Annotated in this window: 18 protein-coding genes; 10 read left to right on the forward strand and 8 right to left on the reverse strand. The window is 61.9% G+C overall.

Annotated elements, in window-relative coordinates; genetic code table 11:
• Both CO666_RS25935 and CO666_RS25940 read right to left on the reverse strand, forming a co-directional pair.
• Positions 1-1062, reverse strand: coding sequence for an ABC transporter permease (locus tag CO666_RS25935; RefSeq protein WP_097614908.1), 1062 nt, complete (start codon positions 1060-1062; stop codon positions 1-3).
• On the reverse strand, positions 1059-2543 hold the full coding sequence (locus CO666_RS25940) for a sugar ABC transporter ATP-binding protein (protein WP_097614909.1): 1485 nt from the start codon (positions 2541-2543) through the stop codon (positions 1059-1061). The genes CO666_RS25935 and CO666_RS25940 overlap by 4 nt, the downstream gene beginning before the upstream one ends.
• Before the next feature lie 235 nt (positions 2544-2778).
• Between CO666_RS25940 and CO666_RS25945 the strand changes: the two genes are divergently transcribed.
• Both CO666_RS25945 and CO666_RS25950 read left to right on the forward strand, forming a co-directional pair.
• Positions 2779-3825 (forward strand): substrate-binding domain-containing protein, encoded by a 1047-nt coding sequence (locus CO666_RS25945; protein ID WP_097614910.1) that lies wholly within the window; start codon positions 2779-2781, stop codon positions 3823-3825.
• A gap of 78 nt (positions 3826-3903) precedes the next feature.
• Positions 3904-5112, forward strand: coding sequence for an acyl-CoA dehydrogenase family protein (locus CO666_RS25950; RefSeq protein ID WP_097614911.1), 1209 nt, complete (start codon positions 3904-3906; stop codon positions 5110-5112).
• 78 nt (positions 5113-5190) lie between these two features.
• Here CO666_RS25950 and CO666_RS25955 read toward each other — a convergent pair whose 3' ends face one another.
• The 5 genes from CO666_RS25955 to CO666_RS25975 all read right to left on the reverse strand — a co-directional run bounded on the left by CO666_RS25955 (position 5191) and on the right by CO666_RS25975 (position 8447).
• Complete coding sequence (locus CO666_RS25955; RefSeq protein WP_097614912.1) at positions 5191-6408, reverse strand: SfnB family sulfur acquisition oxidoreductase; 1218 nt, start codon at positions 6406-6408, stop codon at positions 5191-5193.
• 128 nt (positions 6409-6536) lie between these two features.
• Entirely contained in the window at positions 6537-6848 is a 312-nt protein-coding gene (locus CO666_RS25960) for a type II toxin-antitoxin system RelE/ParE family toxin (RefSeq protein WP_097614913.1), read from the reverse strand.
• Positions 6838-7119, reverse strand: coding sequence for a ribbon-helix-helix domain-containing protein (locus CO666_RS25965; RefSeq protein WP_097614914.1), 282 nt, complete (start codon positions 7117-7119; stop codon positions 6838-6840). Before CO666_RS25965 ends, CO666_RS25960 begins: the two co-directional genes overlap by 11 nt.
• Before the next feature lie 104 nt (positions 7120-7223).
• Positions 7224-7382 (reverse strand): PIN domain-containing protein, encoded by a 159-nt coding sequence (locus tag CO666_RS35050; protein WP_425352435.1) that lies wholly within the window; start codon positions 7380-7382, stop codon positions 7224-7226.
• Positions 7383-7403: 21 nt separating this feature from the next.
• Positions 7404-8447, reverse strand: a complete 1044-nt coding sequence (locus CO666_RS25975; protein ID WP_097614915.1) for a LacI family DNA-binding transcriptional regulator — start codon at positions 8445-8447, stop codon at positions 7404-7406.
• A gap of 133 nt (positions 8448-8580) precedes the next feature.
• Here CO666_RS25975 and CO666_RS25980 point away from each other — a divergent pair, with 133 nt between their 5' ends.
• The 8 genes from CO666_RS25980 (at position 8581) to msrA (ending at position 16428) form a co-directional block, all read left to right on the forward strand.
• Entirely contained in the window at positions 8581-9615 is a 1035-nt protein-coding gene (locus tag CO666_RS25980; RefSeq protein ID WP_097614916.1) for a Gfo/Idh/MocA family protein, read from the forward strand.
• An 11-nt stretch (positions 9616-9626) separates the two neighbouring features.
• A complete protein-coding gene (locus CO666_RS25985; protein WP_097614917.1) occupies positions 9627-10526 on the forward strand; it encodes a sugar phosphate isomerase/epimerase family protein in 900 nt (299 codons plus the stop codon).
• 103 nt (positions 10527-10629) lie between these two features.
• Entirely contained in the window at positions 10630-11892 is a 1263-nt protein-coding gene (locus tag CO666_RS25990) for an ABC transporter substrate-binding protein (RefSeq protein WP_097614918.1), read from the forward strand.
• A 66-nt stretch (positions 11893-11958) separates the two neighbouring features.
• Entirely contained in the window at positions 11959-12867 is a 909-nt protein-coding gene (locus CO666_RS25995) for a carbohydrate ABC transporter permease (protein WP_097614919.1), read from the forward strand.
• A 3-nt stretch (positions 12868-12870) separates the two neighbouring features.
• Positions 12871-13758 (forward strand): carbohydrate ABC transporter permease, encoded by an 888-nt coding sequence (locus CO666_RS26000; protein WP_097614920.1) that lies wholly within the window; start codon positions 12871-12873, stop codon positions 13756-13758.
• Between the two features lie 61 nt (positions 13759-13819).
• Complete coding sequence (locus CO666_RS26005; protein ID WP_097614921.1) at positions 13820-14896, forward strand: ABC transporter ATP-binding protein; 1077 nt, start codon at positions 13820-13822, stop codon at positions 14894-14896.
• Between the two features lie 109 nt (positions 14897-15005).
• Positions 15006-15839 carry an inositol monophosphatase family protein gene (locus CO666_RS26010; protein ID WP_097614956.1) on the forward strand — a complete coding sequence of 278 codons (834 nt, stop codon included), beginning with the start codon at positions 15006-15008 and terminating at the stop codon, positions 15837-15839.
• 79 nt (positions 15840-15918) lie between these two features.
• Positions 15919-16428 (forward strand): peptide-methionine (S)-S-oxide reductase MsrA, encoded by a 510-nt coding sequence (gene msrA, locus CO666_RS26015; protein ID WP_097614922.1) that lies wholly within the window; start codon positions 15919-15921, stop codon positions 16426-16428.
• Between the two features lie 67 nt (positions 16429-16495).
• Here the strand turns inward: msrA and CO666_RS26020 are convergent, their stop codons facing one another.
• The gene (locus CO666_RS26020; protein ID WP_097614923.1) at positions 16496-17362 is read right to left on the reverse strand and encodes an alpha/beta fold hydrolase; all 867 of its coding nucleotides are present in this window, start codon (positions 17360-17362) and stop codon (positions 16496-16498) included.
• Between the last annotated feature and the right edge of the window lie 104 nt (positions 17363-17466).

Raw genomic sequence — 17466 nt, forward strand, 5'->3', positions numbered from 1 at the left:
TTAGGGATTGCTGCGGCCGAGGCCGTAAGTCAGCGCCAAGGCTCCGACGAGCACGGCGCCTTTGACGAAATCCTGGGTGTAATAGGGGGCGTTCAGCATGGTGAGACCGTTCAAGAGCACACCGACGAAGACAGCGCCAGCAATGGTGCCGAGCACGTTCGGACGCCTGAGATTGAGGACGGCAAAACCGATCAGCGCGGCGGCGACCGAATCCATCAGCAGCGAGCCGCCGGAGGAGACATCGCCGCGGCCGACGCGGGCGGCAATGACGATGCCGCCGAGCGAGGCCAGCGTGCCCGACAGCACATAGGCGAGCGTCTTCAGCCTGACGGTCGAAGCCCCGGCAAGCCGGGTCGCGACCTCATTTCCGCCGGTCGCAAACAGCAGCCGGCCGATGCGGGTGCGCTCGGTCAGGATGAAAAGGAGAACGGCAACGGCTGCCATCAGCACCACTGATACCGGTAGCGTGCCGAAAATGCTGTAGCGGCCGATCAGCAGGAAGGCCGGGTCATAGGCGCCGGTCGCCTTCGATCCGTCAGGCAGGGTGAGGCCCGCCGAGATCGAGCGGCCGGCGGTGGGGATCAGCTGCAGGCCGGACAGCAGGAACATCATCGCCAGCGTCGCCAGGAGATCCGGCACCTTCAGGCGGACGATCAGGAAAGCGTTGACGAGGCCGACCAGGGCACCGAAGGCGAGCACCAGCGGCACCGTCGCATAAGCATCGAGGTGCCAGACGATCATCGCATAACTCGCCGCCATCACGCTCGATGCGGCGACCGCGCCGATCGACAGGTCGAAACCGCCGACAGCCAGCGTCACGGTGACGCCGGCGCCAAGAATGGCGACGACCGACACTGCCTGCAGGATGCTCATCAGATTGGCGATATTGATGAAGGCGGGCTCGGCGATGGTGAAGCCGACGACGAGAGCCGCCAGCAGGATGAACACCGCGCCCGCCCGGAGGAACGCTCCGAAAGCGGCGAGACGGCTGCTGCCCGATTGCGGCGATGCCTTTGGCCGGGCGCTTGCCTGCGGCAGGGTTTCTTCGTCGATCGTGGTCATGCGGATATTCCCTGGATTGCGGAGGCAAGCGCGGCTCCGTCTGCCGCGGGCCTCAACACGTGGTGGTCGATGACGAGAATGCGGTCGGCCACTTCATAGGCCTCCTCCGGGTCGGAGGTGGCGATCAGCGTCGCCCGGTCGGTGCGGGCACGGATTGCCCGGATGATGTCGTGCCGGGCGCCGACATCGACGCCCTGGAAAGGTTCGTCGAGCAGCAGCAGCCGGCTCGGCTCCGCTTCCCAACGGGCGATCACCGCCTTCTGCTGGTTGCCGCCGGAGAGCGACCAGACCGAGGCGAGGGGACCGACGGCCTTGATGCCGAGGCGGGCGATCGCTTGCTCGGCCTCGCGTCGCTCGCGGCCGCCGACCAGGAAGCCGCTGGGATACCATGTGCCGAGATGCGGCAGGCTGATCGTTGCCGACAGCGAATGGCCGGGCCATGCCGGCGGCATCAGCGAGGAACGATGCCGGTCCTCGGCTGCCATGGCGACACCCGCGGCGATCGCGTCGGCCGCACTTTTCGGCCGATACGGCCGGCCGTCGAGGAACATCGCACCACGGCCAAGCGCCGTCACGCCGAAGATCGCCTGGAGCAGCCGGCTTTTGCCGGCGCCGAGCACACCGGTCACCGCCACCACCTCGCCCTCATGCAATGAGAGATCGAAGGGCGCAGCGTCAGGGAGCAGGCTGATATCCCGCATCTCGAAAATCGCCGGACCGGCCGCCGGCCGCGCATCCGGCCGGGCGGCATCCAGTCTGCGGCCGATCATCGTCTCGATGGCGCTGGAAAAATCGATCGGCCGCGCGAAGGTGCCAACGACGCGACCGCCGCGCATGACGAGCGCACGGTCGGCGATGGCTTCGAGATCGGCGGTGCGGTGCGAGATGTAGAGGATGGCCAGACCGCGTTGGCGCAGGCCGAGAAGAATGTCGAACAGGCGGCGGCTTTCCTCTCCGGAAAGGCTTGCCGTCGGCTCGTCGAGGATGAGCAGATCGGCGCGGTTGGCAAGCGCACGGGCAATCGCCACCAGTTGCCGATCGGCGCTGCTGAGTTCGCCGAAATCACGATCGAGCGGCAGGCTGAAGCCGGCGGCATCGAGCATTGCCTGCGCCGCACGGCGGATGCCGGCGCGGGAGACGAGAAAGGGCGTGCTGCGATCGGCGAACCGGTTGAGCAGCAGGGCATCGGCAACGCTCAGACCGGCCGCGCCGACGAGATCCGTCGATTGATGCACGGTGACGACACCGGCCTTTGCCGCCTCGGCCGGGCTGCGCGGCGCAAACGGGCGGCCATCGAGGCTGACCGTGCCGCCATCGGCTGGAAGCACGCCGGAAAGGATCTTGACCAGCGTCGATTTGCCGGCGCCGTTTGCCCCCATCAGCGCCACGATCTCACCGCGCTCCATCGAAAGATCGGCACCGGCCAACGCCCGCGTCGACCCGAAACTGCGGGTGATATTGTCAATGTAAAGAAGCGGCATCGATCATGTCCGGGACTGCATATGAAGCCGGAGTGTGCCCTGTGGGGGCGGTCGGACTCCAGGCACGCCTTTCCCTTACAAACTGTTCTCGGGAAACAAAGAATCTCCCGCAGCCCGCAAAATCGGATCATTTACTCTACTAAAAACATAGAGATTATATCTAAATAATCCGATGCGTCGCGAGGGCTGCCAGACCTGTCAGACGACGCTTTCGTTTGCTAGAAGGAACGCGACGATGAAATCCCTCGCACGGCTTGCACTGTCTGCCGCCGTCATTCCGTTCATTTTCAGTCAAGGCGCAAAAGCCGACGGCCTGTCCGGCGCTCCGGCCCCCTTCGATAAGGGTGGCGTCAAGGTGGCTCTGATCAGCTATATCTCGGCCGGCGATTTCTTCCAGGCCTACCAGGCCGGTGCGGAAGCCCAGGCCAAGGCGCTTGATATCGACCTGCGCGTCTTCCCCGGTCGGCAGGACGCCGCCGAGCAGCGCGAGCAGATCCTGCAGGCGATCAATCTCGGCGTTTCCGGCATCGTCATCGACCACGGCCTGCCGGAATCGCTCGGCGATGTCGTGCAGCAGGCGCTCGACAAGGGCATCAAGGTCGTGGCCTTCGACGTCAACCTCAACAACCCGAAGATCCCGCAAGTCGAACAGAGCGACCACGAGCTTGCTTCGCTGGCGCTCGAACAGGTGGTGAAGGACAACGGCAAGGACTTCAAAGCCGGTTATGTCTATGTCGCGGGTTTTGCGCCGCTCGATCGCCGCAACGAGGTCTGGGACAAGTTCAAGTCGGAAAATAAGGGCGTCACCGAAAAGGCCCGTTTCGGCAATGTCAGCGACACGACCGCCACCTCGACCGCCGACCAGGCGAAGGCCGCACTCACCGCCAATCCCGATATATCGGTCGTCTTCGCTCCCTATGACGAATTCGCCCGCGGCGTGAAGCTCGCCGCCAACGACCTCGGCATCGCCAAAAAGCTCAAGATCTATTCGGCCGACGTCTCGACGGCCGATATCCAGGAGATCACCGAGGAGGGCAGCCCCTGGGTTGCGACCGTGGCGACCAATCCGGCCGTCGTCGGCGCCGTTTCCATCCGCGCCGCAGCGCTTGAAATCGCCGGCCAGACGGTTCCGCATCAGATTACCGTGAAGCCGACGCTTCTGACGCAAGAAAGCCTGCGCGCGGCCAGCGTCAAGACGATCGAGGACCTGGCACAGAAGATCCCGGCCTTCAGCACGAGCGATGCGGCCACGGCGAGCTGGATTCCGGACAAGCTTTTCTAAGGAGGTCACCTCTCGATCCTTCCGGCGGGAGCATCACGCTGCCGCCGGATCATCTTTTTGCAGAATTGGAGTTCCGCCATGAGCCAATCCAATGTGATCTTCGCGGCCAGTCGCAACCCGACACGCGAAGACCTCTTTGCCCGCGCCGAGGAAATCTCGGCCGATCTTTCCCGGCGTGCCGCCGATCTTGATCGCGAAGGCCGTCCCCCGCTTGCCGAGATCATCAAACTGAAGAATGCCGGCCTGCTCAACGCGCTGCATCCCGCCAGCATCGGCGGCGGCGGTCTCGACTGGGTCGACGGGCTGAAGCTGGTGCGCATTCTTGCCCGCGGCGAGAGCTCGATCGGCCAGCTGCTCGGCTACCACTATGTCAACAGCCAGTACATCTATTGGGCGCTCGATGCCGCACGCGCCCATGCACTGGGCAGCGAGACTGTCGCCAGGAACCTCTATTGGGGTGCGGCCGTCAATCCACGCGATCCCGGACTGGTGCTGACCCGCCGCGGCAACGGCTATGTGCTGAACGGGCGCAAATCCTTTTCCACCGCGGCGCGGGTCTCCGACTATATCAACGCCAATGCGGCCCTCGACGACAAGATCGCCGGCTTCGCCGTGCCGACCAATCGCCCCGGCTATATCGCCAATGACGACTGGGACAATATCGGCCAGCGCCTGTCCGACAGCGGCAGTGTCGAGTTCCGCGACTTCCCCGTCTACGAGGAGGATTTCGTCGGCGCGCCGGCAGCACCCGACGCAGCGCCGCCTGTCTTGTCGACCTTCAACACGCCGTTCATCCAGCTGGTCTTCGTCAACTTCTATCTCGGCACCGCCGAAGGCGCGCTGCAGGCAGCCGTCGATTACGTCAGAACCACCACGCGGCCGTGGATCACCTCAGGCGTCGAGCGCGCCGCCGACGATCCCTATATCCTTGAGCGCGTCGGCGAATTCACCGCCGCGCTCAAGGCTTCGGCAGCTCTTGCCGACAGCGCCGCCTCTGCCGTGCAGGCGGGTCTTGCCCGCGGCCGCGACGTGACGGCGCGCGAGCGCGGCGAGGCGGCGGCGGAAGCCTATACCGCCAAGGTCCACGCCACCCATGTCTCGCTCGACATCACCTCACGCGTCTTCGAGCTGACCGGCGCCCGCTCGACTGCCGACAAATACCGCTTCGACCGGTTCTGGCGCAATGTCCGCACCCACACGCTGCACGACCCGGTCTTCTACAAGGCGAGGGAAGTCGGCGAATTCGTACTGAACGACCGGATACCGGAGGTCAGCCTCTACAGCTGAGGCGACCGTTATTCGCAAAAGCAAAAACCCCACCGCCGGCGTCGGCGGTGGGGTTTTCTTTTTGAAGCGACGAGAATTTCAGAGCGCGCCGTTCTTCGGTGGCGTCACGCCGTTCAGATGGTAGTTGCCGACCACGTGGTATTTCCAGCGCACGGGATCGTGCAGCGTGTGGGTGCGGGCATTGCGCCAGTGGCGATCGAGATTGAGGCCTGTTTGTACCGACGAGGTTCCGGCAAGCTCGAACAGCGTATTCGCCGCCTCGATCGCCACCTCTGTCGTCAGCACCTTGGCGGCGGCAACCGCAAGTGTGGCCGCGATCACCTTTTCCTCCGTCGTCTCGACCTGCGCGGCATCGACCTTGTGGCCGGCGCGCTCCACGAGAGCGGTTGCCGCTTCCAGCCGAATGGCGATCTGGCCGACTTTGGCGATCGTCAGCGGATCGTCGGAGGCGCGGTCGAGGCCGCTATCCATCCAGGGGCGCGATTTCGTCCTGACGAACTCAAGCGTTTCGGCAAAAGCCGCTCGCGCGATGCCGAGATCGACGCCGGCATGGACGATCTGGCCGACGGAACCGATCGTCGTCGGCCGCTCGAAACCCTTGTGATGGAAGACCACGGAATCGGCACTGACATAGACATTGTCGAGGATCGTCGTGCCGCTGCCGGTGGTGCGTTGGCCGAAGCCATCCCAGTCGTCGACGATCTCGACGCCTTCGGTGCCCTTCGGCACAAAGGCCATGGTCAGCCGATCCTCCGGATCGAGCGCGAAGATGGTGATCCAGTCGGCGAAGAGCACGCCTGTGGAATAGAATTTGCGGCCATTGATCCGGTAACCCGGACCGTCGCGGGTGATGCGGGTGTTGTAGTGGCCAACCGTCTTGGTGCCGCGCTCGGAAAGCGCGTTGCCGAAACGATCGCCGGCCAGCACACGGCCGAAGAAATAGCGCTGCTGCTCCTCGCTGCCGTCGGTTCTGAGCGCCTCGAGAATATAGAAATGGTTCTGCGGGATCTGGCCGATCGAACCGTCCGCCTCCGACAGGATTGCAGTGATCTCGGCAAGCACGGCATTGGACACATCGAGCCCGCCATATTGCGCGGGCACGGTGATCGCCAGGAGGCCGGACTGGGCGAGAAGATCGAGTTCGGTAAACGGCAGGATCCGGTCGGCATCGCGCTCGGCGGCGCGCGCGGCAAATTGCGCCGCCAGTCTGCGGGCGGTGGCGATCGCCTCCTCGTCGCTGCCGATACGGGCGGCCACGGGCCGGATCTGGTCTGTTTGCCTCAACACGCTGTTCATCGACGCCTCCAATTCTGAGGATGCTATCGGTGAAAGAAATCGAGCGCCGAGATAAGAGTACAAATTCTATAGATGCGATAGAAAATAAAAAGTGTTTGCTTATCGGCGTCAGGCTGTCGCGCCTCAGTTCAATCGAGCGATGCGAGATCACGCCTGCCGTGAAGGACGCGCACGATATTGACGGTTTGGACAGGCCCATCATCGGTGTCTGGAATGGTCTCGTAGAGCATGACAAACGGTGCTTCGACCAGCATGCGCGCCCCGGGCCGGATCTCGGGTCGGCGCCTGCCAAGACGCGACTGCTCGATCAGCAGCTTCGCTTTCCGCTCGAAGCTATCGAAAAGCCGCTCAGCCGCCTGCGGCTGTTCCAGACCGACCTGAACATAAATGTCACGGATGTCCGCCAGAGCCTGGGGCGACCAAACGAGATCAGCGGGCATTGTTCAGCGCAGCGCTCAGTTCCTGACGAGCCTCTTCGCGCAGCTTGTCGAAATCTGCTGGAACGGGATCGCCGCTGGCCTTGCCTTCGTCCCAAAGTTCCCTCAGGCGCCTGGCATCGGCCTGGCGAGCTTCCCATTTGGCCTCCCAGTCGCGGACGGCCTCGCGGACGATTTCGCTTGTGGTGGCATAGGCGCCGGTTTTGACCACGTCACGAAGCAGCGCAGCCTGATGCGTGGTAACGGCTATGCTCACTTTCTCAACATTCGGCATTTTCCGTCCTCGGTCTTGTGGTGGTAAAGTTTACTACCTTCCTATCACTCTGCCAAGCACGTGCATTCGATCTCGGGAAACTCCTGCCCGTGGTCGCTGGCCGCTCACCCCGGCGTGCCGGCAAAGCGCCAGGGATCGATGCATTCGACACCGAGCGGGATGAAATGGGCAATATTTCGCGTCACGAGTTTCAACCCGTGCTCCAGCGCCGTGGCTGCGATCATCGCATCGGCGGAGGGACGTTGATCCGCGGTCGGCAGCAGCCCGGCCCCTCTACAAGAGGCTCAGGCCGGAGCCCCGATCTCAAACGCGTCGCTTTCGCCTGGCACGAGTTCCAGCGGCCAGATGATGTTGCGGCCGCCGTCCGGATAGGACGCGCGATGGGCCGGCATGTTGGCAAGCAGTATCTGGCCGAGCGCGATGCCGAGATCGTAGAGGGACATGCGAAAGCAGCTCAGCGAGGGCTGCAGGAAGCGTGCGCGCGGCGCATCGCGAAAGCCGATCACCGCGAGATCGCGGCCGATCCGGATACCCGACTCCATCAACCGGCGGTAAAGGCCGATCGCCATCAGCTCGTAGATCAGAATGACCGCGGTCGGCCGATCTTCAAGCTGCAGCAGTTCATGCGCTGCCTGATAGCCGCCTTGCTCGCTCGACTTGACGCGAATGACGAGCAACGGGTCGAAGGGGACACCGAGCCGTTCGAGCGTGCGACGATAGCTCTCGACGAAGACGTAGCCGAGGTTGACGTCGCTCGAGGGCGCGGTGATCGCGATCCGGCGATGGCCGCGCGCGACCAGCCTTTCGACAGCGCGTTCGGCGACGCCTTCGAAATCGAGGTCTATCCAGGGGAAATTGTCGGCCGATAGGCTGCGGCCGACGGCGACGAAGGGGATCTTCGCCCGCGAGAGAAGATCGACGCGCCGATCGATGCGCAACGTGTTGGAGATGATCATCGCATCGACGACACGCCGTGCCACCATGCGCTTCAGATATTCGCACGGGTCCTCGTCGCCAGGGCAGGGGAGCATGAGGAGGTCGAGCTTGTGGCGGGCAAAGACGCTCTGCAGACCGCTGGTGACGCCGAGGAAGAAGTTGTCGGCATTCTCGACCGTCTCCTGGCCGGACTCGATCATCAGGCCGATGACCTTCGTCTCACCCTGCCGGAGGCTCCGTCCCGACTGATTGGCGACATAGCCAAGTTGCTCGGCCGTCGCCAGCACGCGCCGGCGGGTTTCCTCGTTCACATCAGGTTTGCCGTTCAGCGCACGGGAGACCGTGCCGATCGAGATATCCAGGTGTTCGGCAAGCTGGCGAATCCCTTTCATGGCTGGCGATTTTTCTCCGGTCCGCACTTTCGCATTCGCCTCTATTGACATCCCAAAACGTTTCCGCCTACATTCGTAAACGTTTACGGGATGCGTGTCACTAGGAGTTGGCGCCATTCCCTCGGAGGAAATCGTGAAATTCAGTGCCATTCTGTGCGGGTGCGGAGCTATGTCCAAAGGTTGGTTGCGCGCCATCGCTTCCAACCCTCAGCTCGCCGATGCCATCACCATTGTCGGCCTCGTCGACCTGAACCGGAAGACGGCGGAAGAGCTTGCCACCGAGTTCGGCCTCGAAGGCGCCGTCATCGGCTCTGACCTGTCCGAAGTCATCGCCGCCGCCAAGGCCGATCTCGTCTTCGACATCGTCATTCCGTCCGCCCGTTACGATATCGTGTCGACGTCGCTGAAGGCCGGCTGCCATGTGCTCAGCGAAAAGCCGATGGCGGCTTCGCTGGCCGAAGGTGCCGCACTGATCGATATCGCCGCCGAGACCGGCCGCATCCACGCCGTCATCCAGAACCGTCGCTTCATATCAGGGGTCAGGCGCCTGCGCCGTTTCGTCGACAGCGGCGCGATCGGTGAATTGACCGGCATCCATTGCGATTTCTTCCTGGCACCGCATTTCGGCGGCTTCCGCGAGGAGATGGACAATGTCCTGCTGCTCGACATGGCGATCCACACCTTCGATGCGGCGCGCTTTGTCGCCGACAGGAAGCCGCTCGCCGTCTATTGCGTCGAGCGCAACCCGAAGGGTTCCTGGTACCGGCACGGCGCCTCGGCCAACGCGATCTTTGAATTTTCCGACGATATCGTCTTCACCTATCGCGGCTCCTGGTGCGCCGAGGGCGAGCGCACCAGCTGGGAAAGCCAGTGGCGGCTGGTCGGCTCGAAGGGAATGCTGACCTGGGACGGTGAGGAGAATTTCAAGGCGACCGTCGCCGGCGGAGAACCAGGGCTCTTGCACGGCTTTGCTTCCGTAAACGTTCCCGGGCCGGACCATGACGCGGAGACTCACGGCCATGCCAGCGTCATCACCGATTTCATCGCGGCAATCCGCACCGGCAAACAGCCGGAGACCGTCAATTCCGACAATATCAGAAGCCTCGCCATGGTCTTCGGCGCGATCGAAAGCGCCAGGACCGGCCGGCGCATCGAAATTTCAGCATAGGATCAAGTGACGTGAGCAACCCTGCAAAATCCATTCGCATCGGCACCATGGTCAGCGGCAACAAGGGCGATGCCGCCACCCGCATCGGCCAGATTGCCGAGCTCGGCTTCGAAAGCTTCGAACCCTTCTTCTGGCAGACGACCAAGGGCCAGAACCTCGCCGAACTCGGCAAGCGTTGCCTCGAGGCGATCGGCGACCGCGACATCACCATCTCGACGCTCGGCATGTTCGGCAACCCGCTGGAAGAGGACGCAATCGACCTCGAAACGCTGCAGGGCTGGAAGGATTGCATCGATAATGCCCATCACTTCGGCGCCACCTGCGTCGCCGGCTTCACCGGCCGCGTCCGAGGCAAGCCACTGACCGACAGCCTGCCGCGCTATAAGCAGATCTGGAGCGAGCTCGCCAAACGGGCCGCCGACAAGGGCGTCAAGATCGCCTTCGAGAACTGCGCCATGGACGGCAATTGGGCGAGCGGCGACTGGAACATCGCTCACAACCCGGATGCCTGGGAATTGATCTTCAACGAGACGCCGGATGACCATATCGGGTTGGAATGGGAACCCTGCCATCAGATGGTCTATCTGATCGACCCCATGCCGCAGATCCGCAAATGGGCGCACAAGATCTTCCACGTCCACGGCAAGGACGCGACCATCCGCTGGGAGGTCATCAAGGAACACGGCATCTTCGGCAAGGAGAAATTCATCTTCATGCGCACGCCGGGCTTCGGCGACAGCAACTGGACCGACATCATTTCCGAACTGCGCCTTGCCGGCTGGTCGGGCTCGATCGACATCGAAGGCTGGCACGATCCGGTCTATCGCGACGAACTCGAAATGACTGGTCAGATTCACGGGCTCAACTATCTGAAGCAATGCCGGGGCGGAGATTTCGTTGTTGATCCCTGATCGACGCCTAAGGTGGGGCGCCGCCGGCTGGGAGGCCTGGCGGGGCACCACGACTGACTAACCTGGTCTTTTCGCGGCGCAGCCGCTTTTTTGGGAGGAAAGCATGAAAAGAATTGCAAGACTTGCGCTAGCACTCGGCACGGCGATGCTGATGACATCGATCGGCCATGCCGAACAGAAGACCTTCAAGATCTGGTGGTTCGAGGAGCCGACCACGGCTCAGGGCATTGTCTGGAAGAAAGCGCTCGAGGAGTTCAAGACGAAACATCCGGACATCACCGTCAGCTTCGAGCAGAAGACCTTTCAGCAGTTGCAGGCCTCAGGCGGCATGATCCTCAATTCCGATCAGGCCCCCGACGTGCTCGAGTACAACAAGGGCAATGCGACCGCTGGCCTGGTTGCAAGCCAGGGATTGCTGACCAATCTGGATGCCTATGTGAAGAAGGAAGGTTGGGACAAGATCCTTAACGAAGGCGATTTTGTCCTAAGCCGTTACGACGAAAAGGGCATCTATGGCTCCGGCCCTGTTTGGGGCGTCTCGGTCTTCGGCGAATATGTTTCGTGCTTCTACAATATCGACATGTTCGAAAAGGCAGGCCTTAAGCCACCGACGACGCTCGAAGAGTGGGTCGCTGCCTTGGAAGCCTTCAAGCAGAAGGGTCTCACACCTCTCGCGCTCGGCGCCATCGACACCAGTGGCCAGCACTTGCTTGCCTCTCTCGCCTACACCAAGGCCGATGACGCCTGGGTCCAGAATTATCAGGGTTTGAAGGCCCCCCTCGATGGCGCGCCCTACCTCTATGCGGCGCAGACATTGGTCGATTGGGTCGGCAAGGGCTACATCAACAAGGACTCTACGGGCATGAAGGACCCGGACGCGGCTCTACTCTTTACCTCCGGCAAAGCGCCGATGTATGTCTCGGGCACGTGGAATCTCGGCACCTTCGCCTCGACCATCAAGGACTTCAAGTGGGGTCAGTTCGTCATTCCGACGCCGAAATATTCGGTCGGCTCGACAGGCAATCTCTGGGTCGTTCCCAAGGCTAGCCAGAATCCCGATCTCGCCGCCGAATGGATCAGCCTGACCTTGTCGCCGAAGTACCAAGCTGAACTCGGCAATGCCGGCGGCGTGCCGATCGCCGCTGATCTTTCCGCCATCACCAACCCCATCGGCAAGAACGCCGCAGCGGTTTTCAAGCAGATCTCTGACAAAAACGGCCTCGGTTTCTATCCTGACTGGCCAGTCCCCGGCTACTACGACGTGCTCAATCAGAAAGACACCGGTCTCTTCCAGGGCAGTCTGACCGCGGAGCAGTTCGTCGAACAGATCAAGCAGGTTTACGACGACGCGCAGGAAAATCAGTAGCGCGACCTTGAACGCTGGGCTGCGCCTCCGGCGCAGCCCTTTATGGGCGGCTGAAGGAAGAATGATATGGCCATATCCAGCCAGCGATCGAGCGACGGTTCACCAAGCTATAGCCTCTACCTCATCCCGGGGGCGATCGGCTTCATCCTGATCGTGCTCATACCGCAGCTTGCTAATCTCGGGCTGAGCTTCACGGCATGGAAGGGCGTTGGCACGCCGCGACCGGTCGGCCTGCAGAACTATCATCGCCTGCTTACGGACGATCAATTCTGGGGATCGATGTATCACACGCTGCTGTTCATCATCTCGATGACCGTGATACCGGTGTGCATCGGCCTGGTGCTGGCCGCTTTGCTGTTCGACTATGTCAGGGATCAATTCGGGGAATGGGTCTCGAGCTTCTTCAGGGCCGGCTTTTACTTACCGCAGATTCTGCCCGTAACGGTCGCCGGCGTGCTCTGGGGCTGGATTCTCAATCCGGTCGGTGTCATCAACATCACGCTAAAGGCTGTCGGCCTCGACAATCTCGCCCAGAACTGGATCGGCGATGCGACATACGCGCTTGCTGCCGTCTCGCTCGTTATCGTCTGGATACAGGTCGGCTATTGTCTGGTGGTTTTCATGGCCGGTCTTTCGCGCATCGACCCTTCTCTCTACGAAGCCGCCGAGCTCGATGGGGCAAACTGGTGGAACCGGCTGGTGACGATCACCATTCCGCTTCTGGCGCCGGAGATTTTCGTCGTTGTGCTGACCACGCTGATCGCAGCGCTTAAAGTCTTTGCGCCGATCTTTGTCATCACCGCCGGCGGCCCCGACAATTCCACCCTCGTGCCATCCTATCTGACTTACTACCACTTCTTCACAACACAACGCGTCGGCTATGCCGCAGCCATCGCGGTCGTGCAAACGACTCTGACGATCGCTTTGGCTGTGATTTTCCTACGCTTCCAAAGCCGGCAGGAGTCGAAGGAGTAGATCATGGCTTACTCAGTTCTCAGCGACGGTACGACCAAGGCAAAGGCGACGGCGACAGCCGATCGCGCGCGACGCGATCCCATGCGGTGGGTGGTGCTGGCCATCCTTATTCTCCTCCTCGCCTTTACGCTCTTTCCGTTTTTCCTTGCTCTTCTCAACGCCGTCAAGGCGAGCGCCGAATACGCAGTCGGCGGACCGCTTTCGATTCCTCGGTCGATCGATCTCACGGCGCTCGAGAAATTCTGGACGGTGTCTGATTTCGGCCGCAAGCTCCTCAACAGCGTGGTGATCAGTCTCGCTGTGTCTATGTTGGGGGTACTGATAAGCCTGTTCAACGCCTATGCGATTGGGGTCGGCAGGGTGCCGGGTTCGCGCGTGATTTTGGTGGTTTTTCTTCTCGGCATCATGGTGCCGCAGGAGTCCATCATTTACCCGCTTTACTATATGGCGAAAGCGAGCGGCCTCTATGATACGCAGCTTTCCGTGATCATCATTTTCGCGGTCCTGCAAAGCGCTTTCGGGACTTACCTGCTCTCGACCGTGCTGCGTACCTTTCCCAAGGAAATCCTCGAAGCGGCGGAGATGGATGGCTCGACCCACTGGAAAACGCTGTGGTTCGTCGTCGTCCCGATGCTGAGGCCGACGCTCATGGTCCTGGGAACCTTCTTTTTCATCTGGACTTGGAACGAATTCTTGATCCCGCTCGTCATGCTGGTGTCCAACAACAACCAGACGGTCTCGGTCGCCATGGGCCTCACCCGCGGTCAGAACATGTCGGACCCGGTGCTGCAGGCCTCGGCGGCTTTCCTGGGTATCATACCGACCGTGATCTTCTTCTTGATCTTCCAGCGCACGCTAACGCGCGGCATCGCCGCTGGAGCAGTCAAATGATGACGTTTTTCACCCTTGACCATCCCATCGGTCCCGGTTGGGGACCAGCAAGGTTTTCAGTATGAGCCAGGACATCCAAATCGAACTCTTGGGCGTCGAGAAGCATTATGGCGCCTTTCACGCGCTTAAGAATGTCAACCTTTCAATTCCCAAGGGCACGTTCGTGGCACTGGTCGGTCCGTCCGGATGCGGCAAGTCCACGTTGCTCCGTTCGCTTGCCGGGCTGGAAAAAATTACCGGCGGCACGCTGAAGATTGCCGGCGAGGTGATGAACGACGTACCGCCGCGGGCACGCGATATCGCTATGGTTTTTCAGAGTTACGCCCTCTATCCACATATGACGGTGGAACAGAATCTGACCTATTCGCTGAAAATGCACGGCGTCCCCAAGGCTGAGGCAAAGCAGAAAGCCGAGGAAGTCGCTGTCATCACCGGTCTTTCCCGGTTGCTCGACCGCTATCCCCGCCAGCTTTCCGGGGGCCAACGGCAGCGCGTCGCCATGGGCCGCGCCATTATCCGCAACCCGCAGGCCTTCCTGTTCGACGAGCCGCTTTCCAACCTTGATGCCGCGCTGCGTGTCTCGATGCGCAAGGAAATCCGCGCCCTGCACGACCGGCTGGGCGCCACTTTCGTCTACGTCACCCACGACCAGGTCGAGGCGATGACGATGGCCGATCATGTGGTTGTCATGCGCGACGGCATCATTGAGCAGCAGGGCGCGCCGCTGGACCTTTACGACCGGCCGGCCAACCGCTTCGTCGCCGGTTTCATCGGCTCGCCGGCGATGAATTTCATTCCGGCGATCGCCGCCGAAGACGGCAAGAGCCTGGTCCTGGATTTTGGGGCGGTGAAGCAGCGGCTTGCAATCGCACGCGCCGTCGAAGCGGGGCGCCAACTCGTGGCCGGCATTCGGCCGGAGCACATCGAGGTGGTCGCGCCCGGGCAGGGCAGCTTCGATGTGCCGATCGCCTTCGTCGAATCGACGGGCTCCTCGACTTTCATCGTCGCGGCGACCCAGCCGGAACTGACGATCGTCGAGACCCGGCGCGACAAGGTCAGGCCGGGGGAGATGATCGGGCTTTCGGTCGATCCGGCCCAGGTCCATCTCTTTGACGCATCGACCGAGCGCCTGATATAATATCGGTTATTCAAGGGCGGGCAGCTTCATAAAATCATCATCGGTCTCTGCGAAGGGAGTGGCTCCGCACGATTCACTTCGTCATATCTGCAGCATCCGGATTTTCCACATGACATCCTCCCCGATATCAGCGCGCCTTTCCCCGAACGCGTCATCCCGTCTCATCGTTCTTGCCGAAACGGTGTTGAAGGCGGGTGAAACCGCCCGTAGCTCCCTGCGGCGGCGGACATCCGGGGAAATGCTTGCCAAGGCGCCGCGCGATTACCAGACCGAGATCGATGTCGCCGTCGAGCGGATTATCGTCGATGAGATGGTCAAGGCCTTCCCGGATTATGCCATCCAGGGCGAGGAAGCCGTCGGCAACCGCACGGCCGGGCCGGAAACGCCGATCATCTACATCGACCCGATCGACGGCACGACCAACTACGCCTGGGGCCTCCCGCATTTCGGCATGACGATCGCGATCGCCGAAGGCGGCAGGCTGGTCGCCGGCGTCGTCTATGACGCCATGCTGGACGAGTTGTTCAGCGCCGAACTCGGCGGCGGGGCTTATCTCAATGGCGAACGTATCCGCTGCGCCGATGTCGCCGAGATCGAAAACGTGCTGATCGGCGCCGGTCTGCCGATCCCGGGCCAGGTCAAGGCGGTTTCGGAAGGGACCTATTTCGATGCCATCAAACGCTTGATGGCCAATACGGCGGGCGTGCGCCGCCTGGGCTCGGCGGCACTGTCGATCGCCTATGTCGCCTGCGGCCGGCTGGACGGCTTCTTCGAGGACGGGCTGTCGATCCACGATTTCGGCGCTTCGGCGCTGATGGTCGAAGAGGCCGGCGGCATCGTCACCCGGTTTTCCGGTGCTGATGTCGACGGGCGCGGCGATATCCTTGCAGCCAGCAAGGCGCTGCATCCCTGGCTCAGGGAAGGCTTTCTCGTCAACGCGTGAACCGGCACAGTCGCCGGGCTCCACCTTATGGAAATCTGCGGCGCGAGACACTATCTCTCGGCAAACAAGGAGATATCCAATGACCGAAGAACGTGCAGTGCTCGCCGGTGGCTGCTTCTGGGGCATGCAGGACCTCATCCGCCGGTACAATGGCGTGATTTCCACCCGCGTCGGCTATACCGGCGGGGATGTGGCGAATGCGACCTACCGCAACCACGGAGCCCATGCCGAGGCGATCGAGATCCTCTTCGATCCCGCCAGGATCAGCTACCGCGAAATTCTCGAATTCTTCTTCCAGATCCATGACCCGAGCACGCGAAACCGCCAGGGCAACGACGTCGGCACGAGCTACCGCTCGGCGATCTTCACCGTCAGTCCCGAGCAGGAGCGCGTCGCCCGCGATACGATCGCCGATGTCGACGCCTCCGGCCTGTGGCCCGGCAAGGTCGTCACCGAAGTCGTGCCGGTCAGCGATTTCTGGGAGGCCGAGCCCGAGCACCAGGACTATCTCGAGCGGATTCCGAACGGCTATACCTGCCACTTCGTCCGGCCCGGCTGGAAACTGCCGGCCCGCCAGAAGATCGCCTGACGCAATCGCGCATGCATGCCGGAAACAAGGCCGGCGTGCATGGCGCGTACACCGCTCAGCAGGCGGGTCAGAACCCCGTGCGATCGGCGATGACGCGCACCATTTCGTCGATGTCCCGATCGTGAATTTCGTGCCCGCCGCCAACGATCCGGTGCAGTTGGGCGGTCGGCGCGACACGGATGAAGGCTTCTCCGTGTTCGATCGGGAATAGCGGGTCCGACGTGCCGTGAATGACGAGAACCGGGACTTCGATGCGGGACGCATGCAGCGTTTCCGCCTTGTCCTCGCTCAAAAGCATGAAATGGTTGGTCGCGCTGACAAAGGACGCGGCCCGGTCCATGTCGCGTGCGATGAGGGCACCCGCCGCCTCGGCATCGTGCGGATGCCTGGTGCCGGCCAGCATGGCTGAATCGCGACGCAGGAAATCGGCGATGGCCCCAAGATCCGACCAGTCGATGTTTTCGGCAGCAGCGGAATGTTCCTTGTAAGCTTTGGTCGAAGAAGGCAGCCCGTCGACTCCCAGCGGCGACGAGCTGATCACGGTGAGTGTCCGCACGCGCTTGGGCTGGCGCAATGCGGCCTCTTGCGCCAGGAAACCGCCCATCGACATGCCCACCAGATGCGCGGCTTCAATGCCATAACCGTCGAGAACGGCGATGGCGTCGTCGGCCAGATCGCCAAACGAATAGCCCGGCTCGCCCGGCGGGTAACACGTGGAAAGACCGGTGTCGCGCTGGTCGTAGCGGATGACGTAGCGTCCTTGGGCGGCGAGTTCCTCACAGAACCTTTCCGGCCACCACAGCATCGAAGACATCACCCCCATGATCAACAACACGGGCGGGTGGGCCGGATCGCCGAAGGCCTGGGTGTGCAGTTGGGTATATTCGAATGCGACGATCTTTTCTGCGACGAGAGTTGCTCCGGTCATTTCCATACCTCAATCTTTCCGATTGTAGTTGGCAATCAGTCTCCATCTTGCATAACTGATCCTAATATGCAATCAGTGTTGAGAGGCTTGGCATGCGAAACCCCTCCACG

The sequence above is a fragment of the Rhizobium chutanense genome, assembly GCF_002531935.1.
GTDB lineage: Bacteria > Pseudomonadota > Alphaproteobacteria > Rhizobiales > Rhizobiaceae > Rhizobium > Rhizobium chutanense.